Annotated in this window: 19 protein-coding genes and 1 riboswitch; of the genes, 7 read left to right on the forward strand and 12 right to left on the reverse strand. The window is 38.2% G+C overall.

Annotated elements, in window-relative coordinates; genetic code table 11:
• The first annotated feature begins 5 nt into the window (after positions 1-5).
• The 3 genes from JWG40_RS00625 to secA are packed head-to-tail and all read left to right on the forward strand — an operon-like array spanning position 6 to position 4,040.
• Entirely contained in the window at positions 6-587 is a 582-nt protein-coding gene (locus JWG40_RS00625; protein WP_232369074.1) for a hypothetical protein, read from the forward strand.
• Positions 584-1,273, forward strand: coding sequence for a type 1 glutamine amidotransferase (locus JWG40_RS00630; RefSeq protein ID WP_205283962.1), 690 nt, complete (start codon positions 584-586; stop codon positions 1,271-1,273). Before JWG40_RS00625 ends, JWG40_RS00630 begins: the two co-directional genes overlap by 4 nt.
• A 10-nt stretch (positions 1,274-1,283) precedes the next feature.
• Positions 1,284-4,040 (forward strand): preprotein translocase subunit SecA, encoded by a 2,757-nt coding sequence (secA, locus tag JWG40_RS00635; RefSeq protein WP_205283963.1) that lies wholly within the window; start codon positions 1,284-1,286, stop codon positions 4,038-4,040.
• A 179-nt stretch (positions 4,041-4,219) separates the two neighbouring features.
• On the opposite strand, the gene JWG40_RS00640 is transcribed toward secA, so the two are convergent.
• The 4 genes from JWG40_RS00640 to JWG40_RS00655 all read right to left on the reverse strand — a co-directional run bounded on the left by JWG40_RS00640 (position 4,220) and on the right by JWG40_RS00655 (position 9,302).
• Positions 4,220-5,068: an LIC_13355 family lipoprotein gene (locus tag JWG40_RS00640; RefSeq protein WP_205283964.1), complete on the reverse strand. Its 849-nt coding sequence runs from the start codon at positions 5,066-5,068 to the stop codon at positions 4,220-4,222.
• A gap of 53 nt (positions 5,069-5,121) precedes the next feature.
• Positions 5,122-5,703, reverse strand: a complete 582-nt coding sequence (locus JWG40_RS00645) for a hypothetical protein (protein ID WP_205283965.1) — start codon at positions 5,701-5,703, stop codon at positions 5,122-5,124.
• Between the two features lie 203 nt (positions 5,704-5,906).
• Positions 5,907-6,059: riboswitch (cobalamin riboswitch) on the reverse strand.
• A 4-nt stretch (positions 6,060-6,063) separates the two neighbouring features.
• Positions 6,064-7,137 carry a cytochrome-c peroxidase gene (locus tag JWG40_RS00650; protein WP_205283966.1) on the reverse strand — a complete coding sequence of 358 codons (1,074 nt, stop codon included), beginning with the start codon at positions 7,135-7,137 and terminating at the stop codon, positions 6,064-6,066.
• A gap of 122 nt (positions 7,138-7,259) precedes the next feature.
• Positions 7,260-9,302 (reverse strand): methyl-accepting chemotaxis protein, encoded by a 2,043-nt coding sequence (locus JWG40_RS00655; protein WP_205283967.1) that lies wholly within the window; start codon positions 9,300-9,302, stop codon positions 7,260-7,262.
• Between the two features lie 207 nt (positions 9,303-9,509).
• Here JWG40_RS00655 and JWG40_RS00660 point away from each other — a divergent pair, with 207 nt between their 5' ends.
• Positions 9,510-9,860, forward strand: a complete 351-nt coding sequence (locus JWG40_RS00660; protein WP_232369075.1) for a hypothetical protein — start codon at positions 9,510-9,512, stop codon at positions 9,858-9,860.
• A gap of 292 nt (positions 9,861-10,152) precedes the next feature.
• Here the strand turns inward: JWG40_RS00660 and JWG40_RS00665 are convergent, their stop codons facing one another.
• The 6 genes from JWG40_RS00665 to JWG40_RS00690 all read right to left on the reverse strand — a co-directional run bounded on the left by JWG40_RS00665 (position 10,153) and on the right by JWG40_RS00690 (position 14,829).
• Positions 10,153-10,617 carry a hypothetical protein gene (locus JWG40_RS00665; RefSeq protein WP_205283969.1) on the reverse strand — a complete coding sequence of 155 codons (465 nt, stop codon included), beginning with the start codon at positions 10,615-10,617 and terminating at the stop codon, positions 10,153-10,155.
• Between the two features lie 10 nt (positions 10,618-10,627).
• Positions 10,628-12,142, reverse strand: coding sequence for an outer membrane beta-barrel protein (locus JWG40_RS00670; RefSeq protein ID WP_205283970.1), 1,515 nt, complete (start codon positions 12,140-12,142; stop codon positions 10,628-10,630).
• Between the two features lie 179 nt (positions 12,143-12,321).
• Positions 12,322-13,608: a CCA tRNA nucleotidyltransferase gene (locus JWG40_RS00675; RefSeq protein WP_205283971.1), complete on the reverse strand. Its 1,287-nt coding sequence runs from the start codon at positions 13,606-13,608 to the stop codon at positions 12,322-12,324.
• Positions 13,599-14,021 (reverse strand): Fur family transcriptional regulator, encoded by a 423-nt coding sequence (locus JWG40_RS00680; protein WP_002973507.1) that lies wholly within the window; start codon positions 14,019-14,021, stop codon positions 13,599-13,601. The genes JWG40_RS00675 and JWG40_RS00680 overlap by 10 nt, the downstream gene beginning before the upstream one ends.
• A 32-nt stretch (positions 14,022-14,053) precedes the next feature.
• Positions 14,054-14,377: a hypothetical protein gene (locus JWG40_RS00685; RefSeq protein WP_205283985.1), complete on the reverse strand. Its 324-nt coding sequence runs from the start codon at positions 14,375-14,377 to the stop codon at positions 14,054-14,056.
• 38 nt (positions 14,378-14,415) lie between these two features.
• Entirely contained in the window at positions 14,416-14,829 is a 414-nt protein-coding gene (locus JWG40_RS00690) for a ribonuclease HI family protein (RefSeq protein WP_205283972.1), read from the reverse strand.
• A gap of 217 nt (positions 14,830-15,046) precedes the next feature.
• Between JWG40_RS00690 and JWG40_RS00695 the strand changes: the two genes are divergently transcribed.
• On the forward strand, positions 15,047-16,036 hold the full coding sequence (locus JWG40_RS00695; protein ID WP_205283973.1) for a class I SAM-dependent methyltransferase: 990 nt from the start codon (positions 15,047-15,049) through the stop codon (positions 16,034-16,036).
• A 3-nt stretch (positions 16,037-16,039) separates the two neighbouring features.
• Here JWG40_RS00695 and JWG40_RS00700 read toward each other — a convergent pair whose 3' ends face one another.
• Positions 16,040-16,780, reverse strand: coding sequence for a motility protein A (locus tag JWG40_RS00700; protein ID WP_205283974.1), 741 nt, complete (start codon positions 16,778-16,780; stop codon positions 16,040-16,042).
• Positions 16,777-18,960: a hypothetical protein gene (locus tag JWG40_RS00705; RefSeq protein WP_205283975.1), complete on the reverse strand. Its 2,184-nt coding sequence runs from the start codon at positions 18,958-18,960 to the stop codon at positions 16,777-16,779. The genes JWG40_RS00700 and JWG40_RS00705 overlap by 4 nt, the downstream gene beginning before the upstream one ends.
• A gap of 121 nt (positions 18,961-19,081) precedes the next feature.
• On the opposite strand from JWG40_RS00705, the gene JWG40_RS00710 reads away from it, so the two are divergent.
• Together JWG40_RS00710 and JWG40_RS00715 are read left to right on the forward strand one after the other, a co-directional pair.
• Positions 19,082-20,623, forward strand: coding sequence for a cellulose synthase family protein (locus JWG40_RS00710; protein WP_205283976.1), 1,542 nt, complete (start codon positions 19,082-19,084; stop codon positions 20,621-20,623).
• A gap of 78 nt (positions 20,624-20,701) precedes the next feature.
• Positions 20,702-20,980 carry a hypothetical protein gene (locus JWG40_RS00715; protein WP_002973362.1) on the forward strand — a complete coding sequence of 93 codons (279 nt, stop codon included), beginning with the start codon at positions 20,702-20,704 and terminating at the stop codon, positions 20,978-20,980.
• Positions 20,981-21,031: the final 51 nt, after the last annotated feature.

The raw sequence follows: 21,031 nt of genomic DNA on the forward strand, positions 1-21,031 counted from the left end.
GATTTATGAAAGCCTCCCTCATCTTAACTGTTAGTTTATGTCTCATTAGCTGTGCCCCCGCGAAATCCTCCTATTTTGGAGAGGAGTCTTGGGTTGGCCTTACCACCACTGGTGCCGAAATTTCTTTTTCCCGACTGGAAAAAGAGGAAATTGCACTCAATGTATACTCCCCCGATTGTGTTCCTTGTTGGAAAGAGATCCCAGCACTCAATCTCCTACATGCGGAAATTCAAAGTCGGTTTCCTTCGAAAGCTTTATTCATGATCGTAGATCCGTATCAAATTGTTCCAGACATCACCGAAGATCGCCCGTTTGGTGAAGTATATAAGTTGGCAAAAGAACGGATGGAAAATGAAGTCAAAAATAGAAAAATCCTAGTTCCGATTGTATTTATGAAGCCACCTTTCCGAGTGAAAGAAGGGGGGCTCATCACGGGAACACCGGAGACAATGCTCTTTGTCACAAAACCCATGCGATTGTATTATAATTTTTTAGGATCGATCTCGGAACAAGTTTCTGCAGATCTTATTCGCAAAGATGCTAAGTTCAATTTCTTTCGCTATCAGTTTGGAATGGAATCATTATGAGAGCAGTATTCATCAGGTTTATCGATTGTGAAGGTCCAGGGATTTTAGAACCAATACTTCGTGAAGCAGGATATCGGATCAGTTATCAAAATGCTTATGATAGACGAATCCATTTGATGCCAGAAATTCATTTGAATTTTGATTTGATTGTTATGTTAGGTGGTCCTCAGTCTGTTGCGGATCCAGCGGAACAAGAGTTTTTTAAACCATATTATGATATCGTAAACAATGTGGTCGTCTTACCAAACAAAAAATTAATAGGGATTTGTTTAGGTTCACAAATCATTGCCAAGGCGTTAGGCGCCAATGTTCGTCCGGGAACCAAGGGTCCGGAGACAGGTTTTTCTGAGTTACAAATTTTAAAATCAGAACACCCGATATTTAAAGGTATTGAAACAGAATCCATTTTAGCCTTTCACCTTCATGAAGATATTTTTGACATCCCTGTGGGTGCAGAACATTTGCTCGCAAGTGGGTATTATGCGAACCAAATGTTCGCATACAAAAACAAAATTTTTGCTTTTCAAACTCACCTGGAACCAACTTTAGAAATGTTAAACGTTTGGCAGTCGGTTCATAAGGATTTTATCGCAAAAGGGACTGGTGATTTTTCTGAAATCGCCACCAAACAGAAAGCAATGGCAGAAACTGCCACTACGATATTTCGAAATATTATAAAATTATAACGGACTCGGTATGTTTCAAAAAATATTAACAATTTTATTCGGCAGTAAGTATGAAAGGGACTTAAAAAGATTAAATCCTATTGTAGAGGCTATTAATTCATTTGAGCCGGCAATCAAAGCGATGGACGATGAAACCTTATCTCTGCAAACTACAAAGTTTAAAGAAAGGTTAGCAGCTGGCGAAACTTTAGATGATGTTTTGCCTGAAGCATTTGCCACTGTGCGTGAAGTTGCATATCGAACCTTAGGAATGAGGCATTTTGATGTGCAGATGATGGGTGGTATTTCTTTACATTGGGGAAATATTTCTGAAATGAAAACAGGAGAAGGAAAAACTTTAACTTCGACCTTACCCATTTATCTCAATTCCCTTTCTGGAGAAGGTGTTCATGTTGTCACAGTAAACGATTATTTGGCAAAGCGGGATGCGAATTGGATGCGACCTGTATTTGAATTTTTAAAAGTTTCTGTTGGGGTGATCCAACATGATATGGATCATGAAGAGAGAAAGGTAGCTTACAATTCAGATATCACTTACGGAACCAACAACGAATTTGGATTCGATTATTTACGTGATAACATGGTTAGTTACAAAGAACACCGCGTACAAAGACAACATAACTATGCGATCGTAGATGAAGTGGACTCCATTTTGGTGGATGAAGCTAGGACCCCTCTTATCATTTCTGGTCCTGCGGAAGAATCGACAGACAAATACCTCAAAGTAAATAAAATTATCCCTAAACTTGTTGAAGGGGAAGACTACGAGATTGATGAAAAAGCAAAAAATGTAATTTTATCAGAAGCGGGTGTTCATCATGTGGAAGAATTGTTAGGTGTTGAAAATTTATACCAGGCTGAAAATATTGAACTAGTTCACCACGTGCAACAAGCGTTAAAAGCCCATAAGATTTTTTATAGAGATAAAGATTATGTAGTTCAAGATGGTGAAGTTATCATTGTAGATGAATTCACTGGTCGATTGATGAAAGGAAGACGATACTCCGATGGATTACACCAATCCTTAGAAGCAAAAGAGGGAGTGGCTATCGCTCGTGAATCGCAAACCTTAGCATCCATCACTTTCCAAAATTATTTCCGTATCTATAAGAAATTATCTGGTATGACGGGAACTGCAGATACCGAAGCCGAAGAGTTCAAAAAAATCTATAGTTTAGATGTGATTGTGATTCCTTCCAATTTGAAAATACAACGCCAAGACATGCCCGATCGTGTTTATAAAACAGAACGCGAAAAGTTTGATGCCGTTGTTAAAGACATCCAAGAAAAAGTTTCCAGAAAACAACCGGTGTTAGTGGGAACAATTTCTATCGAAAAATCAGAGGTTCTTTCTAAACTTCTAACCTCTCATGGAATTCCGCACAACGTTTTAAACGCAAAACAACATGAAAGAGAATCGGAAATTGTCGCAAACGCGGGTCGTCCCGGTGCTATTACGATCGCTACAAACATGGCGGGTCGCGGAACGGATATTGTCCTTGGTGGTGCACCAAAATACAAAGAAGATTTGGAAAAGTTGGATGAACTTTGTGATTCATTGGGTATTAAAGCCAAAGTGGAATTAGAAGTCGTTTATAGTTTTCGAGAACATCTCATCAAACAAAAGTTTGAAGAAGCTGAATCAAAAATTTCAGAAATCCGTAACGAAAACATCAAAAAAGAATGTAACAAGATTTTAGCAGAAGCTAAAAAATGGAAAGTGGATCATGACTTTGTGATTGGTGCTGGTGGTTTACATATCATTGGTTCGGAAAGGCATGAATCCCGCCGTATTGATAACCAACTTCGTGGACGTTCTGGTAGACAAGGGGACCCTGGTTCTTCTAGATTTTATTTATCCTTACAAGATGATTTGATGCGAATTTTTGGTTCGGATCGAATTGCTCGTATTATGGATACACTCAAAATGCCAGAAGGTCAAGAGTTAGAGCATAGTATGGTATCTAATGCCATTGCACGTGCACAAAAACGTGTGGAAGGTCATAACTTCGACATCAGAAAGCACTTGTTAGAGTATGATGACGTAATGAACCGCCAAAGGATTTATATTTATGGAATTCGCAATGAACTTTTAGACAAAGGAAACATGTCACGAACCATAGTAGATTTCTTTGATGAAGTGGTTGAGAACCAAGTCATTCTGTATTGTGAAGGTAACAATGTGGATGCTTGGGAAGTGGATTCTCTTAATGAGTGGATTCAAAGTTTAGGTATCACTGAAACTATTGATCCAAAACAATTCAAAAAAGAAGCAAATCCTCAGCTAAAAGTTTTTGAGATTTTATCCAAATTAGTAAAAGATTTATACGAATCCAAAGTTTCTTCCATAGGAGAAGAGGTTTGGCGATCGATCGAAAGGAATGTGTTCTTAGATATTTTAGACCATCGTTGGAAAGAACATCTTTATGCCATGGATCATTTGAAAGAAGGAATTTGGACCGTTGGTTACGGTGAAAAAAATCCTTTGATTGAATACAAACTACAAGGGTTTAAGATGTTTGATCAGTTGGTAGAAAGTCTTAAAAACGAAGTGGTTTCTTTCTTGTTGAAGATTGAAGTTACCGATTCGGATCGTAATCAGGATGAATCTACACCTAAAGAATACAAAAAGATTGGTGAGGAACAAAGGGCGGAAGTGGATATGTTTGGAAATGAAATCAAATCCAACAAAACCAAACCGCAAGTTTCTTCTACAACTAGTTCTGGTGGTGGATCTGAAAGGAAATCGAGTCGTAGAAAGAGGTAAATAAGTTTTATCTCTTTTGTTTTTAGATAAGTCCAACTCTGATGTGAGAAAATTTCTCGTTGTTTTAGAGTTGGACTTATAAAGTTTCATTTGGCCTTAATTGAATTCTGAATTCGGAAATTGAAACTCCAAACCATTAAAATCAGTTAAATCTGTTTTATTGACTTAATGTTTTCCAATCATTCCACTGATTTTGCAACCACCCCATCAATATCAGCTCCATTATTATAGGAATGTGGATAAACATATCCTGATCCTGTATTTGGGTTGGTCACAGCAGATGCGGAAATCATTTTGATAAATTTAAAGCCATTGGTTTGGACATTCGTACGAGCTGCTGCATCACAATTGGCACCAGGTCCACCAACGATTAAATCATCAAGATTGAACCCATCGCCGCCTCCGACTAAAAATCCATTTCCTGAAGATGTAAACAATTCATCCAAGTTAAATGGTTTGGTGGCCATATGGTAAAGAACGGGTCTAAGTCCACCAAATCCTGGCCAGGAAGAAATTAGATTACTATCGCCTGCACTTGGATTAAACCCACTGAGATCAAATCCACAGTAGTTTGTCCCGTCAAAAGATACTTGCACTACCATTGGATCAAACGCATATCGATCGCTAGTTTCTGAGACTCTAAAAGGATTTTCATATACAATAAAATCAATTCCCGTAACGTTCTTTACTGTTTTACCTCCCCATGATAATACGATTGTTGCACCAGCGCCCGTTAAATTTAATGCATAAACATCCAAAGATCCTGAAAATTCTCCACCACCGCAAATGCCATTGATTGCTTTAGATGAGTCGTTGAATCCATTCACAGTGGAATTGGCCGTGACAACTGTATTTGCAATGGGTATCGTTGTTGGAAGAGTTGTCGGCGGGCATGGACCCACAGCAGTAGAGTTTGTCAGTGGAAGCGCTAGTAAAGGTAATAAGAGGTCATTATTTTTGTTTTTCTCAGTACATTGCAATAAAAACAAAGTGAATAATAATAATGATTTTTTTTGAAACTGGCACATAAATCGTCTCCTATTTGCCTTTATCCAAATGAATAAAGGCAAAATTTCTGAATTTAAAAAGTTCTAGTTAAGAAATTAAATGCAAATGATCCATTGCAGCCTGCTGCTTTTGGATTTGTCGTATAAACTGTTCCAGATGCTTTTCTTGAGGCAAGATCTGTTTTAGTTTCAGCTAATGTTGGTTTGCCGTTAAACACGTCACAAATTAATATTTCATTTTCAGCGTTGATAGTCCAAATTAAGGCCGAAATGTTTACACTGTTTTTTGGTTTATAATAAAGCACTCGATCTATGTTGCTAAATTCCACGATTTCCGCGTTTACTCGATATGTTGAGGTACCAGCACCATTTACATAATCAACATATAAATATCCTGTTGTGGTTCCGAAGTTAGATTGGATAGAAACTGTGTTGGAACCTGGTGTGTTACATGTTCCTGCAGAACAGCTAGCTTGAAAGTATGTTCCTCTAATTTCAATTTGGCCTGCTTCTTTTGCAGATGCCTCTGCTGTTTTCAATAATCCTAGTACTAAATTATTGTCAGCTTCCGATTTATCTACTTTGCCTGCATCAGCACATGCCGTAAGTATTGTCATTGCTAAAATAGCAATTGTTAGTTGAATTGTTGTTTTCATTTAGATTCTCCTAAATCTTGGTTTGAATTTAGGGGAACACGAACAGGAAATAGGTTTATTCTCGTCAGAAGACGGGAAATCTTAAAATCTATAGATAGAAATGTAAGTAATGTTTTTTCCATACGGGTGCCCCGAATTTACCTTCGGGGCCCCTTTACATCATCTGTGAGACAGATAAATGTAAGTGTGCAAAGTTCCCAATCCACGGAGAAAACATTGCGGGGAAGATCTGGCTTATCACCTAATATAGATTATACTATAGTTGGTGCATCACAGTTGCGGGTCAGCACAGGACTTTCACCTGTTTCCTCCCTGAAGGTAATGCCAGAGTTCCCACCTCAATATATTTTGTCAATGGATTTAGTTTGACTTTGTTTTATCTGATAATGATTTCAGAAAGTGAACAATCATTTCGATTTCTGAATCGTTCATAGCGCGGTTCAGTTTGTAATGATTCATCCGTCGCACTGCCTCTTTGAGTGTGGGAACGCTGCCATCGTGAAAGTAGGGAGCGGTCAATGCGACATTTCGAAGAGGTGGAACTTTAAAGAAATAATTGTCATCTGGATTCCCGGTAAATTCAGATCTTCCTAAATCATTAGGATTGTATGGATACACTGTATCTAATTTTGAAAATTGTGATCCACCGAGTAAACTCTTGTTATGACAGTTTGTACATCCTACATCAAGAAATACTTTTAATCCATCTAACTCAGCTTTATTGAGAGCGAAGGGATTGAATTCTATAAAATCGTCAAATCTTGACTTTGAGACAAGGGAATTTTCGAAGGCAACCAGTGCAAGACGGATAGAATGGATACTTGGGCTCGGAGAGTCAGGATAAACATCTGCAAATAAAGTTGTATAACTAGAATCATTTTGGACGCGCGATAACAATTCTGCTTCTGAGGGGAGTGACATCTCCAGAGGATTAATAAATGGATCAGTTGCTTGGTTGTATAATGTATCTCTTCTTCCATCCCAAAAAATTATTGGTAAAAAACCAACGTTAAGAATACTAGGAGTGTTTCTTTTTCCCGGTTGGCCAAAGGTTCCACGCGAAGTGGATTGTCGATCCATACCAGCGGCACTTCCATCAATAGGATGGCAAGTAAGACAGGATTGCACATGGTTAGATGAAAGTTTGTTATCTCTGAAAAGTTTGTTACCTAAATTAATTTTCGCTATTGAGTCTGTTTCGGAACCAGGGACAGAGTTTGGTAAGCTGCCAATTTTCGATCTAACAATTACTTGGAGTTCCGAGGCATATATGAAATCAGATGAGATGCTTAACGTAATTAAATTGTTTACGATTTCATTTTGATCAGATTCAGTTTTCAGAAATGTGCAACTAGCAAACGTTATACATATTAGATGAGAAAAAAGTAGCTTAAATATTGATTTGTGAAAGGGAAAGGATGGAAGTAAAACCATAGAAACCAAACAGGGAATTTATCCCGAATCCATCAATTCAAATTTTGGATCCGGTTTTTATTGGTAGCATTGAAATTTAGAATAAGGACTTTCTATTCTAAGACCTCAAACCACATTATTTTCTAATGAGTGTGAAAGGAATTTGTGACTGAAGCAATCGTTTCTGCAATTTCTCCAATCTTTTGGCTTACTTGATTTAAATCTTCTGAATTGTTGGCAAGTTCTTGTGCACTACCGGAAAGTGTATTGATGGTGTTCACCATATCTTCCGATGCTTTTTTTTGCTCACGACTTGAAAACTCAATGGTTTCTGCCATGTCTTGTAGTCCTTTGAGTTCAGTAGTGACACTAATTAAACTATTTGTTTGTATTGTCATTTCCTCTTTTAAATGATCTACACCAGATTGCATTCTGTTGGACTGTTCTACAATTTCGCTAAGTGCGTTGACAGTTTCATGCACATGAGTAGTGCCGATGTTCACTACGGAATTACTTTTATCAATAAGTCGTTTAATGTTTTTAACGGATGATTGGGTTTTATCGGCTAATTTAGAAATCTCTTCTGCTACTACGGCAAAACCCATTCCTGCTTCACCAGCGCGAGCGGCTTCAATACTTGCGTTTAATGCTAGTAAGTTGGTCCTTTCTGAAATTTCGGTGATAAGATCAACAATTCCAGTGATGTCTTTGGTCACAGAACGAATTTCGGACATGGCATTATCCGTATTTTGAACGGAAATATTGCCGAAATTGGCTAAATTTGTAGAAGTGACGGACTGATCGGTTAATTGTAAGAGAGCTTTTTCGATATTAAAAATGGAACCTTCAATGTTTTTCATTTCTTCCGTAATTTTAACAATGTTTTTGGTTTCATTCGTAATGAATTCAAACATAATTTCAAAGGATGTTGTGAGCTCTTCTAAGGAAGCTGCCGATTCTTCGGAGATGGAAGCAAGTGAGGAAGCGTTGTCTGAAACTGAAATTGCATCTTGTTTTAATTTATAAGAGACTTTCTCTGCATCACTTACTGAGATTTTTAATTGGTTCATGATGTGATTGAGATTTTTTAGAAAAAGGTTGATCGAATCTGTTATTTTTCCAATTTCATTGTTACCAAAGTTAGGAAGAGTTTTTGTTAAATCAGCCTCTCCACTAGAAAGTTCATTTACCTTAGAAAGAACAGTGACTAACGGGTTATTGATACTTCGAAAAATAAATATTACAAATAAACTCGAGATAGATAAAGATATCAAAACTAAAAATATGTTCATATTTCTCTGAAAGGATAATAATTGGATTCTATCGTTTACTAACTTTTCTAAAATTCCAATGGAACTCTCATGGATTTCGCCTGCGATCAAAGTTCCTTTATGAATTGTGGCAAATAATTTCTCTGAGGAACTTGGTTTCACTTTGGAAAGGATGAACGTTTCTTTTAGTTCGCGAATATAGTTTTCACAAGAAATCTTAGAAACTTCATTTGCTTTTTTTAATTCTTCTACATAAGGAGAAATATCTTCAATGGATTTTGTATTGGATTTTTGAATCTCGTTGCATGTGGACTCAATAAAATTAATAGAAATCAGTGCTCTTGTAAAATTAACACTAGAGTATTGTTTGTTTTTGTTATTGGCATTCGAAAACTCATCACGAGCAATCTCCTTTAAAACTCCGATATTTTTGAGGATTTCTGGCACTCTGAAAAAGGTAATCTCCATTTGATAATAGGAGTTAACTTCTGGATCCAGGATTAAGTTAGAAAAGTCACCTATTTTCAAAGCAAGTTCTTGTGTATCATAGAGGAACTTTGTAGCAGTAGGTTGGTCAAAACTTCCGATTTTTGTATATTTATCCCAAGCTGTCAGTTCTTTCGTATCACTTGGGAGTAGGTCCGTTTCTTTGATTTTCGTTTGAGCGGCTTTGATCAGAGGAACCAAATTATCGGTGTTTTCTTGTCCAATTTTTAGTCGTTCCAATCCCTCTCGGTAGGCAAGATAGATGGGCCTCAATGCATGGATTCCTAATTGTTCTTTTTCGGAGAACTCAATCGTTCCATTCAGTGAACGTACTAAAATAAGCAAAATGATGAATAGTGATGCAACGAGTGGTATAGGTAGCAGCAAGAGCCTGGTTTGAATGGAAAACTTTGAAAGAAATTTGGACATAGAGCTGTGTATCTTCCTATAATGGACGAAAAAAATCCACTTAACTTCTAACGATTATTGATGTTCAATAAATCAATCATTTAATTTTATAGGTGTAAGAATGGAGGGTTTGTGAACAGATCCCTAATACTAATTACGTTATTTACTACTGCATCTTGTGCTCGCACTTTGGAAGTAAAAAACCAAGACAGTCTTTTTGAAAATTGTATGAAGACTTTTCAGGATGAAGTTAAATGCCGAGAATTTATGTCGACATCTGCAAAAGACATCCAATCGGAAGATCAAAAACGAGAAGAAGTTTTAGCTCAACTAACAGTGGAACAACTAGCAGGTATGAAACTTCGAAAAGAGATTAAGGACACTTTACCAGGTAAAAATGGGAACTTTGTCCGAGAATATATCGGTGATCCAGATGAAGTCAAACGTGGTGGGGACAGAGAGTACTGGGTTTATAAACGACCCATTAGCAAGTTCTCAGGTGATTCTCTTCCAGATAAAGAAATTACAGTAATCTTCCGGAGATCTTTTGTGGAGAAAGTAGACTACAAAAAACCATAAATCCTTTGTCTCTGCTCTGATTGGGGGAGGTAACTTACTTCCCTTGCACATTATTTCTATCCAAAGACTGCCTTTACCATTGAATAAAAGTAAACTTCTCACGTTTTTATTTCCATAAATAAATTCGTGAGTGTATCACTAAAGCTACCTAAACAATTTAATACGAGAAAGCTAAGACTCGCAAGAGTAGTTTTATTATCATGTGATCTGGCTGATCTAAAAACAATTCAGAAGGGGATGGATAGGAAGGAATAAAGTAGTCAGGAGAGGTCATCCCCTGACTTAAGTTTTGTTAGTATACTAGGTAACTGGTCAAGTCGACTGTTGTACCAGCAGCTGTTGTATACGAAGTGTTACAAGCGGCAAACGCACCCGCAAGGGCTTGTTGCGCAAGGCCATAAGTAAATTGTGGTAAGTTACAAGGCTGAATTGGGTCATTGACTTTTTTAAGGACACATTCTTTCAATGCATTCAAGTCAGCTGTTGTTTTACCATCCAATTTTGTTAGAGAACAACCTGTTCCTGCGTTGAAGTATTCTTTTCCACCGACGCAAGAGTTTGCTGCGATATAAGAACCGACGCAGATTTGTTGAACTTCGTTGAAACTCGCAGAGTTATTGACTAGGTAAAGTAGAGCCGTTGGGTTATCTTCTTTTTTTGCACCAGATTCCGTGCAGCCAACTAAGCTAGCTGCCAAAAGGAGTGCCAAAGAGATTCCTACTAAACCAGATTTAAAGGATTTCATATTCTTTTTCATTGTTTTCTCCTTAGAATTTTGCTACCATACCGACGATGATTCCATTTTGGTGGGAAGCAGGTCTTCCGGAAGTATCTATGAATTGTTGACCAGGACCCCAATCTCTTCTTAAGTCTACTTTCACTTGGAGGTTTTCCGTTAAGTCAAAAGTAGGTGTGAAAGTAAGAGTTTTGATTTGTCCGTAGTTACTAACTGCTCTCATTCCGATAGAGTCTTGGAACTTGAGGTCATATCTGTCTGCAGGTGTTACTGCAAATAGAGGAGGGTTTACCGCAAGTGATCCACCGTAACGTTTGTCATCAAGATACTCAAAACGGAAACCAAGTGCAAAGAAGTTTGTAAATTGGTACTTCGCTTGTAATTGGTAAGTTTGGTAAATTCGTTTGATTTTGTTTTCACGAGTTAAATTGGTATCTTTTGTGAAACCAGCAGCAACTAATCCTGGATCTAATTCAGGAACAAGACCTGGAAGCGCAGAATCTAACTTTGCTTTGGTAAGTCCGCTTGCTTCGTATCCAAAAGCTGCTGTGTTTGTTTGACCAGTTCTTTCACCATAAGTATAGTCAAAGATGGTAGTCAATTTATCAGTAGGTTTGAAGATCAAAATCAAGTTTTGAATCATCCAGTGGTCAGTTTTGAAAGCTGATTGTTTTGGAAAAGAAGTTCCAGTTGACTGCTCAAGATAATAAAGAGAGTTATTTTGTCTCCCTTTGATGTTATCGTTAGCTTGCAAAGTGTTCCAAACTACTTGGAATTTGTCAGGAACTACATCATACTTCACTTGTGTTCCAATCGCTCTTGTAGGGTTTGGACCATCAGCGTAAGCATGTTGTTGCGTGCTAGTTAAACTAGATCCACCTGCCGCATCACCATAAGCTGCCAACCCGCTGTAACCAAATTGTTGACCGTTTCCAGTGTAACCAGTTCCTTGCGCACTGTTGTATAGGTAAAGACCAGTGGAAAGTCTATCGTTAATTTGGAGGTTTGCTCTCGCACCAGTGTGGATAAACGGGATTGTGTTAAAGAACACATAACCAATCGTGTAAGCGATGTTATCCTTTGAGTCAAGTAGTTCCAATCCAATATGTGTTGCCATCTTACCTACGTCAACTGTCAACCCTTTCAAAACTGGGAAGTATGCTGAAACATAAGCTTGTTGTAACAACTGCATATTATGAAGCGAGTTTGTTGTTTGATACGGACGTTCTTGGTACATGTTGTTCTGTCCGTTTTGCATATCCAAACGGAAACCCCATGGACTTTCTTTATCCGCCAACTTCTCCATAGAAAGTTTTACTGCATTCACAGCAAACTGCTTGTTGTAAGTGTGGAAAGTTCCCGCTGTATCTTGGGTAGCCCCTTGCCGGTTGTTTGTAGTATAGTTATAGTATACATCCACATATCCGGAAAAATTTACCAACTCATACCAAGACTTATCCTTTTCCTTTTTATCCTGAGCAAAAAGGGAAGCCTGGGAAAATAAGGTAGCAACGATCGTCGCCAACAGAGTGTATTTATTTCTCATTTGCCATTTCTCCTATGTGAACTTGTTGTGCAAGTTGTGTACCAGGTTGGCGGAGTTTCTTCCGAACCAAGGAAGAAAAAAAGAGAAACACTGTATTTGAATGGGTTCTAGGGAAAAAAAAATAAGTTTCTGATTAATTTAAGGGCAATGGGAGGGTTCATTTGGTAAAAAAAAACGAATTATTTGGTCAAATTGCCTATAAAATGAGCAGAGTGACGCAATAGTCTTGAATATTCATTTTCTTTAGGCGAGTGTAGGACAAGGTCTAAGAGATAATTTAGAACCATTCCATAATTGGTTTTTGCGAGTTTAGGGTAAGTTTCGGCAAGATGGTTGCCGTTGAACTTCATATCCGTAAGGAGTAGAGGTGGTTCCTCTTCCCAAATTGAAACCATCTGCCGAGTCATTTCTCCGAAAATGGGAGTAAGTTTTAGGATAAATTCTCTATCAATAGGGAACCGAGATTGGAAGTGGCGCTTAACGGGCGCTAGATATTCTTTTTTTAAAATAAATTCATCTATGTTGGGAACATTCTGATCCTTTTCCCACTTGGTTAAAAATTCGAAGAACAATAGACAGTCCTTTGTATTCTGGCCTGAGAATTTTAAAGTCCTTAGAATCGTTTCTAATTCTTTTAAAGCGACATTCTCCCATAGCGCATAAAAAGCTAAAGCCAACTGGATTCCAATTAAATCCTTGGAAGATTGATCTAACCTTTCGAGAACATTTTGTTTAGGGGAAAGTTGTTTCTGGATATTCGGAAGAAAAATTTGAAAGATTTCCTCTTCCGCTAAAAGTTGAATCATTCGTGAAGGTTTGGGGCCAACGAATGCTTTCAGCACTTCGTCTTGGAAACGTTCTAAAGATATTTTTTTTGTAATGTGTTTTGTTTCGTGAATTGCCTTTTTTGTTTCTGGTTCAATAAAAAAATCTAAAGTGCTGGCAAAACGTAAAGCACGAATCGGACGTAATCCATCTTCGGTAAAACGTTGGATCGGATTTCCTATGGTACGAATGGTTTTTTGTTCAATATCTCTGATTCCAAAATGTTCATCGACAATCAGTCCCGTTCTTAGATCGAATGCGAGCGCATTCATAGTAAAATCTCTGCGTTTTAGATCTTCCGACAAAGTGGTACCAAACTCTACATGATCGGGCCTCCTTCCATCAGTATAGTCTTTGTCAATTCGGTAGGTTGTGATTTCATAATTGATTTTGTCTAAAACAACGGTTACGGTACCATGTTCGATTCCCGTGTCTATTACGGTCCGAAAAAGTTTCTTTACCTGTTTGGGTTCTGCATTTGTAGTTAGGTCGTATTCTTTGGGAATTTTCCCCATAACTAAATCCCGTACGGATCCTCCGACAAGATAACATTCAAACCCCGCTCCTTTTAGTGCGGAGTCAATTTGTGACAGATGATTTAAGAATTTTTCGGGAACTAACGATGGAATGTCTATTGGCAATTTCTACATTTGCCTCTAAACACAATTTCAACTGATTCCGTGGAAAAACCTTTCAAGTGTTTGGCGGAAGGAATTCCATTCCAAGGATCGTCAATACATTCTATTTTACCACAAACATTACAAATCAAATGCCCATGAGCTGCTGAAACAATATGGTTCCCATCTGACTTTAACTCAAAGTAGGTGACTCGATCTGTGGAGTGGAGAGAGTTTAAAAGGTTCTTTTCTTCTAAATCAGATAAGGCTCTGTAGATGGTAACTCGATCCCAAGATTCCTCTTTGGGGAGTTTTTCCATAATTTCCTGGTGGTTTAACGGTCGAGGGGATCCTTGTAGAATCGATAGGACTTGTTCACGATTTTTCGTTACTTTGAGTCCGATTTTTTTTAATATTTGAGAAGGGTCTCCAGCCATGATTTGTTTATCCTGCGATGGGGGAAGATTGTCTATTCTAAAATCACGTTGGCTTTCCAGATTTCCCAATACCGAATTCCCAACCGAGTATGGACTTGTAAAAACTCCTCGATTTCCTTTCCTTTATTTTTTTCTACAATCACTGGCGCAATGCCCAAATCTAATCTTCGATTCAGAATGGAATCGATTTCTTCTTTTGCCGACCTAGTGACTCTTTCACAGTCTTCTCTTCTTTCGGAAAGTTGGAGTTTGTTTTTTTCGCAGAAGGTTGCCGATTGGAAGGATGAACCAGATTCTAGTAGATCATCCAATTGGCGAGTGACTGATTTTTTACAATGGGATAAAAAAAATACCATCACTATAATCGCGACTGAATTAGTCAAAATCCGAAAAATCAAACCTTTGCATCCTGTGCTAAGTTTGCTAATTGGTCGGCTCTAGAGTTTTGTTCACGTGGGATGTATTGGATGTCAAAATGTTGAAAGGAAGATTTTAAAGATTCACATTTGTTTTTGAAAATGAGTAAGTCTTTATTTTTTACTTTGTATTCACCTTTCATCTGTTTGACGACAAGCTCAGAGTCCAATCGAAACCTAATTTTTTGTAGATTTTGTTTGATTGCTTCTTCCATACCTCGATGTAAGGCTTGCCATTCTGCCACATTGTTGGTTGCATTTCCAATTTTTTCAGATAGAGAAAAAAATTCGATTCCATCATTGTCTTGAAAGGAAACACCTATGGCAGCAGGACCTGGATTTCCGCGGGAACTACCGTCGCAGTAAATGAAGGTGGTATCTTTAGTAGACATAGCCGACAGTCTTTTCCGTGATCTCTCTCTCACCAATCAAAAACACGAACTGGATTTAAAAAAATCTTTTGGATTTTGATTTATGAAGGACTTTTTTGCGGTGCCGTGGTAAACGGAGCGTATTGGGTGGCGGGTGGATTACCCCACCCAGTCTATATAGGGCGGGGACATCTATCTAAAATTCCCAAAAAAACCTCCCCTAAAAAAAGGAAAATTCATGACCGAACGGGGATTTGGTGCCCTTACCATGTTTGAGAACCGCCTTCGTAAGCTGAAAAAAGAGCGCGAAAAGTGGGCAAAACGAGAATCTGTTACTTGTTACCGAATTTACTCGGAAGACATCCCACAAATATCCTGCATTTTGGATCGATATCCCAATGGTTTGGTTTTGTATGATAAAAGTTCCTTACGTTTTCAAGCAGAAGAAGGACATGATGAACGGTTTGATCGAATTGCCTCTATTGTTCGTGATGTATTCCAGATCTCAGAAGAACAACTGTTTCTAAAAAGACGTAAAAAACAAAAAGGCACAGATCAATATGATAAATTATCCATCGAAGGAAACTTTGAATGGGTAAACGAATCCAATTTAGAATTTCGAATCAATCTCTCGGATTATTTAGATACAGGCCTTTTTTTAGATCATCGGATCACAAGGGATTGGTTGAGGAAAGCTTCTAAAGGAAAATCAGTATTAAATTTATTCTCTTATACTGGAGCATTTTCCGTCTATGCTGCGTCAGGTGGAGCCACAAAAACGAAGAGTATCGATCTTTCTAAAACTTATTGTGATTGGGCGTTACAAAATTTAGAACACAATGGTTTTAAATCTACAAACCATCAAATGATCAATGCTGATATTTTGCAATGGATGGAAGAAGAAACAAAAAATCCCAACAGAGAACGTTATGATTTAATTTTTCTCGATCCACCCACATTTTCCAATAGCAAAAAAATGAGAGAAGAGTGGGACGTACAAACGAAACATAGGAATCTTCTTTTGTTACTTTTAACAAAATTCCTCTCCGATGCTGGGGAAATTTGGTTCTCTACTAATTTTAGAAAGTTCAAAATGGAAGTGGATGAGGAAGAGTGGAAACAACGCGGATTCCAATGTATCAATCGTACAAAGGAATCAATTCCGGTAGACTTTCGAGATGAAAAAATCCATCAGTTGTATTGTATCAAACCAGATCCAAATTTTTAAACTTCAGTATTTAACAAAAGGATCAATTCGTTCGGCAAGGATCCTTCTGTTTTCACCTGATTGTAAGGAAAGAATCCCTCTCATGATGGCTTGACGTTCGTTACTTTCTTGTTTGGCGACAACTTTCAATTGGTTAGAAATAGGCAGTAAAATTAGATTGGCAAAAGAAATTCCATAGAAGGTTGCAATGAATGCAGTTGCAATTCCTTGTCCAAGGACTTTGGTCCCGCCATCTAAGTTTTCCAAAACAGTTACAAGGCCAAGTACGGTTCCGATAATTCCTATAGTTGGAGAAAATCCAGCTGCAGTCTCAAATACTTTAGCCGATTTTAAATCATTTTTTTCTTCTTCTTCATGTGCTTCCCAAAGAATTTCTTCAATGGTTCTCGGATCGGAACCATCTACAATCAGTTGAATTCCCTTTTGTAAAAAGGGATTGTCTAGTTTTTTGGCTTCATCTTCTAAAGACAATAATCCATCTTTTCTTGCCTTTTCCCAAAAACGAAAGAAAATCAGTTTTAGATCCTTTTCTCGTCTTCTTGAAAGAGCAAATCGAATATCTTTAGCCGCTTTGGTTACCTGGGAAATGGAGTAAGATGCAAAAGTAGCACCTAAGGTTCCGCCGACGATGAGTAACATAGCTGGTAAGTGAAAGAAGGATCGCAAGGAAGCGCCTTCAATCAAAATAGCAACAAACACCGACAAAACGGCTGCGAGTATTCCGAGTAGTGTGGAATGGATCATTGGATTCTTGCCTCTCTTGGATCAGGTCGAGTGCTCAACCTTCGTAGTGAATCTTTTTTTTCTATAACTTCGTTTTTGAGTCGTTCCCAAATCACCGAATCTGGATTCTCTCTCATTCTTGCTCCGATGACGGGCTCTACTTCTTTCCAGTTTTCTTGGTTGATAAACAATCGAACGCGAGCTAACTCTAGTTCGTTTGCTTGGTCGATTTGATTGTTGGATCGATAAAACTTTTCCAAAGAACTCATTGTAAGAAGTGCATGATTCCAATCTCCCAAAGATTCAAACATGGGAATCAAAGAGTTCCAAGCAAATTCTTGAAATTCAGTATCCGAACTAAGGTCTTCAAGGATGGGAATATATTCTGCTTCAGGTGTAGTGAATTTTAAACTGTTAAAGGCAATGCGCAGTAAATCTGGTTTAGGTGTTTCAAATTTTCTTGCGACAGCAATTGCATCTAACGCAAGTTTGTTCTGTCCGATGTTGTGGTAAAATCTTGCATATTCGGCAAAGGACTCATAATACAAATGTTTGATTTCTAAAGCGTCTTTTCGTAAATCACCGGATGAATACTTTAAAATGGAATCGAGTACGGCAACTACTTCTAAGGTTGTGGCATTGTCTAACTTCTCTGCAAAATACTTTAGTTTCCAATCTGATGGAAGAGTTGTGGCAAATCCAATTTTTGATTCCATATAATTCGGATAATAAATATCGAAGTTCCAATAAGACTTCCTGTTCAAGAGAGACAAGGCATTGATATGATGAAACTGATTCGATTTGTTTCTGGTTGTAAGGATGAGGAACGGATGTTGCTCTTGGCTTAGTCTTTCTATGTAAGAAATGATTTGTGATTGGTTTGAGCTCAGTCCCAATACAACAGTTTTCCCTTTGATTTCTGAATGTTTTGGTAAAAACGGATTGGATTCAAAAGGTAAAACAGATTTATAATAAATATATTCCTCTTCATTGAATGATATGTTGGTAATGGCAAAAGGAATGGGGTCAAAGATTTCTTTTTTCGAAAATGGGGAATTGGTTCTTATTGTTGGTGGTGAAAAAAAGAGCAACACGATAAGGACCGCCGTCACTAACATCAAAATTCTTGGTAGACGCACAATATGTTTTTGTATCAAGTAGGGATACATTAAAACCGGAACAAATAACAATGCGGAGATGGTTCTAATCCCCATCGGTAAATTCCAAAAGTATAACAAAAAGGAAAGCCCCAGATAGATACTGGTCTCTAAACCAACAAACAGATACTCTTTGTAAACAGTTTTGTTTGGTTTAAAAAATCCAACGATGGAACCTGTGATGATACAAAGGGCAATGAAGAAGGAACTCCAATAAGTTTGGTAGATAAAAAAGAAAAAGGCAAATAGTAGTGCCACCCTTCCAATTAAAAACACTGCTTTGGTTTCTTTTTTTAAGCCACCGAGAAGGGACAAAACTCTACCGAAGATCACAGAAAACGATACAGATAGAATCAGTGGTATTTTCGGTCCGGGTTGGAAGTATAAATGTAAAATACAATACGAGATGAGGAGGGATAACGCAGATCTATAAAACGGTGCAAATAACGGATGTTTACCGATTTTGGAGCGAATTTTGTAGAATTTGCTAGAATACGGACTATGTTGTACAAAAGTACTAATGAGATATAAGGATAATAGTATATAGAGAACAGCCAACAAAACCTTCATGGAATAATTTTGATTTGGTTCGAATAAAGAGTAGAAGGTAAATACTGTCACTCCCAGGGCAAAACTTAAAAATCGAAAGTCACGTAAAGACCCTCCATAAATACCTACTGAAAATGCAGATAAAACCCCGCTGAGTAAAACCCATTCAAAGGAAAAAATATAATCAATTAGGAATTCAGCAGAATTGGCTCTTAAAAACCAATAGACCTGGATGATCGCGGCAACCAAAAGGGCAATCGCCAAACTTGCAGGTAACGTTTGTTTGTATTTTCTGTAGATAAATCCAATAGCAAAAGAGACAAGAAGCAGTATCTGTAAAACGGGATAAGCTGTATCTGTTCGGTCGATGAGAGCAAGTTCAGATCCGGCTACATAAAAAAATAGAGAAAGTACATAACCAATGGAAAGGCTAAGACTAAACTCCAGTGAGGGGAAGAGGCCGGTTTCCCAGAAACGTTTCCATTGAGAGTCCATAGAATTAGCTACCAAAGATGTTTTATGGGCCACAATCGCAAACTAAAGAAAATCTTATTTTATTTGGCGGTGCACAAAATGTTTGACCAAATGGGCCCTTGTGCCGATTTTGACTATAACTATGCTAACGTTTTTATCTATATCCTTTTTGGTTCTTTACGGTTTCGACATTTTGGTTCTGTTCTACTTCGGTCTGCACACTTACCTCATGGTTTTTTTGTATAGCAAATACAAAGAAAACTGTGCGGAGGACGAAACGAAACTCCTTTCATTCAAGGACAAAAACCTTCCTACGGTTACGGTTCAGTTGCCCATCTTCAATGAATTCTATGTTGTGGACCGTTTGATTGAGTCAGCATGTAACCTTGAGTATCCTGCAAAAAAACTCCAAATTCAAGTCCTTGACGACTCTACTGATGAAACAGTGGAGAAGGTGTCTCTGCTTGTGGCCCAGTACAAGAAAAAAGGAATTTGGATCGAACACGTTCATAGAACCAATCGCAAAGGACACAAAGCCGGAGCTCTAGATGAAGGAATGGCAAAAGCAAAAGGGGATTATATCGCTATTTTTGATGCTGACTTCACTCCCGATTCAGACTTTCTCCTTCGCACTATGGGATACTTTGAAGACGAATCCATAGGAATGGTCCAAACACGTTGGGGCCATATCAATGAAACATATAATATTCTCACCAAAGCACAAAGTTTTGGAATCGACGGTCACTTTATGATCGAACAAGTCGCAAGAAATGGAGCGAGCCTTTGGATGAACTTCAATGGAACTGCGGGAATCTGGAGACGGACTTGTATTGAAGACGCAGGTGGATGGGAACATGACACTCTCACCGAAGACTTTGATCTTTCTTACCGTGCCGAACTCAAAGGTTGGAAATTCCGTTATATTAAAGATGTAGTTTGTAAGGCAGAAATTCCTGCCACTATGAACGCTTATAAAGCGCAACAGTTTCGTTGGTGCAAAGGGTCAATCCAAACCGCAGTGAAACTCATTCCACGCATTTGGAAGTCCAAGGAATCTTGGAAGATCAAAGGGGAAGCGATCACCCACCTCATCAATTATTCAGTGCATCCACTGATGATCATCAATATCTTACTTACGGCACCACTTCTCCTTATGGAATTTTGGGCAGGGTTTAAGATGGATGACCTCCCGATGGAAATTCTTTTTGGATCAGCCGCTGTGCTTTCCATTGGATCGATGGGACCTGTCATTTTCTACGCTTACTCCCAACGCGAAATCCACAAAAACTGGAAATCCAAATTGGTTTACCTTCCTATCCTTGTGATGATTGGAACAGGTATCGCTGTCATGAATACTTACGCTTGGATGGAAGCTGTTTTTGGCATCCAATCCGGTTTCAAACGCACCCCAAAACTCAGAATTGAGAAAGAAGGGGATAGTTTGCAGGACAAAATCAAATATGTGGTTCCCGTAGATTACCGAGCTTTTCTCGAGTTTTTTATGGGCGCTTATTGCGTATTTTGTATCTACCTTTCCTTTATGGTCGGAAAACCATACATGATCGGTTTTATGGTTCTTTATTCTATTGGTTTTTTCTATGTCTCATTTCTTTCTGTGGCGGAGTCGTTTTGGAAATTCAAACCGGCAACCAAGGCAGAAAAGGAACTACGTGCCGTCGCTTAGGAAAGAGCGATGGTACTTACTTGACGAAACCTTTCCTTCCAAAAAGCTGTAAATTCAACCTAGGTCCAGGGGTCATCCATGAGTGAAAAAGTCTACTGCGCGAACTGTTTGCATTGTGTTGTGGTTCGCCAATACGAATCGGAGCAAGATAAATACATTCTTCGAGTCAAATGTAACAAGAAGAAATGGTCTAAACGTTCCGGTGAAGAAAAACTTTATAAATACTTTACAGTGGCTCGCCGTATGCAAACCAACTGCGAGTATTATGAAGAAATGGGAGAGATTCTACCTTATATCAAGAACTTGAAAAAAGAACTCCCAATCAAAGATGAAATCTACATGGTGAAAGCCGTCTAAATTATAACCGGCGTGTTGTTCCCCAGGTTACCTCGCGCCTTCGCTCGCAAA

This window comes from Leptospira abararensis, assembly GCF_016918735.1.
Lineage (GTDB): Bacteria > Spirochaetota > Leptospiria > Leptospirales > Leptospiraceae > Leptospira_A > Leptospira_A abararensis.